The organism is Novosphingobium naphthalenivorans NBRC 102051 (assembly GCF_001590985.1).
Lineage (GTDB): Bacteria > Pseudomonadota > Alphaproteobacteria > Sphingomonadales > Sphingomonadaceae > Novosphingobium > Novosphingobium naphthalenivorans.
Window position 1 is genome coordinate 1 of the sequence record NZ_BCTX01000227.1, and the last position, 561, is coordinate 561.

At 65.4% G+C, this 561-nt stretch carries 2 pseudogenes; both read left to right on the forward strand.

Features of this window, described 5'->3' with window-relative positions:
- Positions 1-416, forward strand: a pseudogene (locus NN5_RS24855) (IS21 family transposase); the annotation flags it as partial.
- Positions 406-561, forward strand: a pseudogene (locus tag NN5_RS24860) (ATP-binding protein); the annotation flags it as partial. The pseudogenes NN5_RS24855 and NN5_RS24860, both read left to right, overlap by 11 nt.

Below are 561 nucleotides of genomic sequence, written 5' to 3' on the forward strand. Positions count from 1 at the left end.
CCCATGATCAGCCGGGACGGACGATCTATGACTGGCGGCACTATCTCGCGGTGATCCAGCGCAAACCGGGAGCCCTGCGCAATGGCGCGCCCTTCACCGAGATGCCGGAGGCGTTCCGGCAACTGCAGAGCCAGCTTCTGCGGCGCCCAGGCGGCGACAGGGAGATGGTGGAGATCCTCTCGCTGGTCCTGCACCATGACGAACAGGCCGTGCTGTGCGCCGTCGAGCTGGCTCTCGAGGCCGGCGTCGCGACCAAGACCCATATCCTCAATATCCTGCACCGCCTGGTCGATGGCAAGGATGGCACTCCGCCCAGTATCGATGCTCCCCAGGCCCTGGCCCTGCGGCGCGAACCCAAGGCCAACGTTGCACGCTACGATACGCTGCGGGACAAGGCTCTGCGCCATGCGTCATGATCCCGCCAGCGCCGCCGTTGTCGTCATGCTGCGCGCCCTCAAGATGTACGGAATGGCCCAGGCTGTTGGCGAGTTGATCGAGCAGGGAGCGCCTGCGTTCAATGCGGCTGTCCCCATCCTCTCCCAGTTGCTCAAGGCCGAGGTC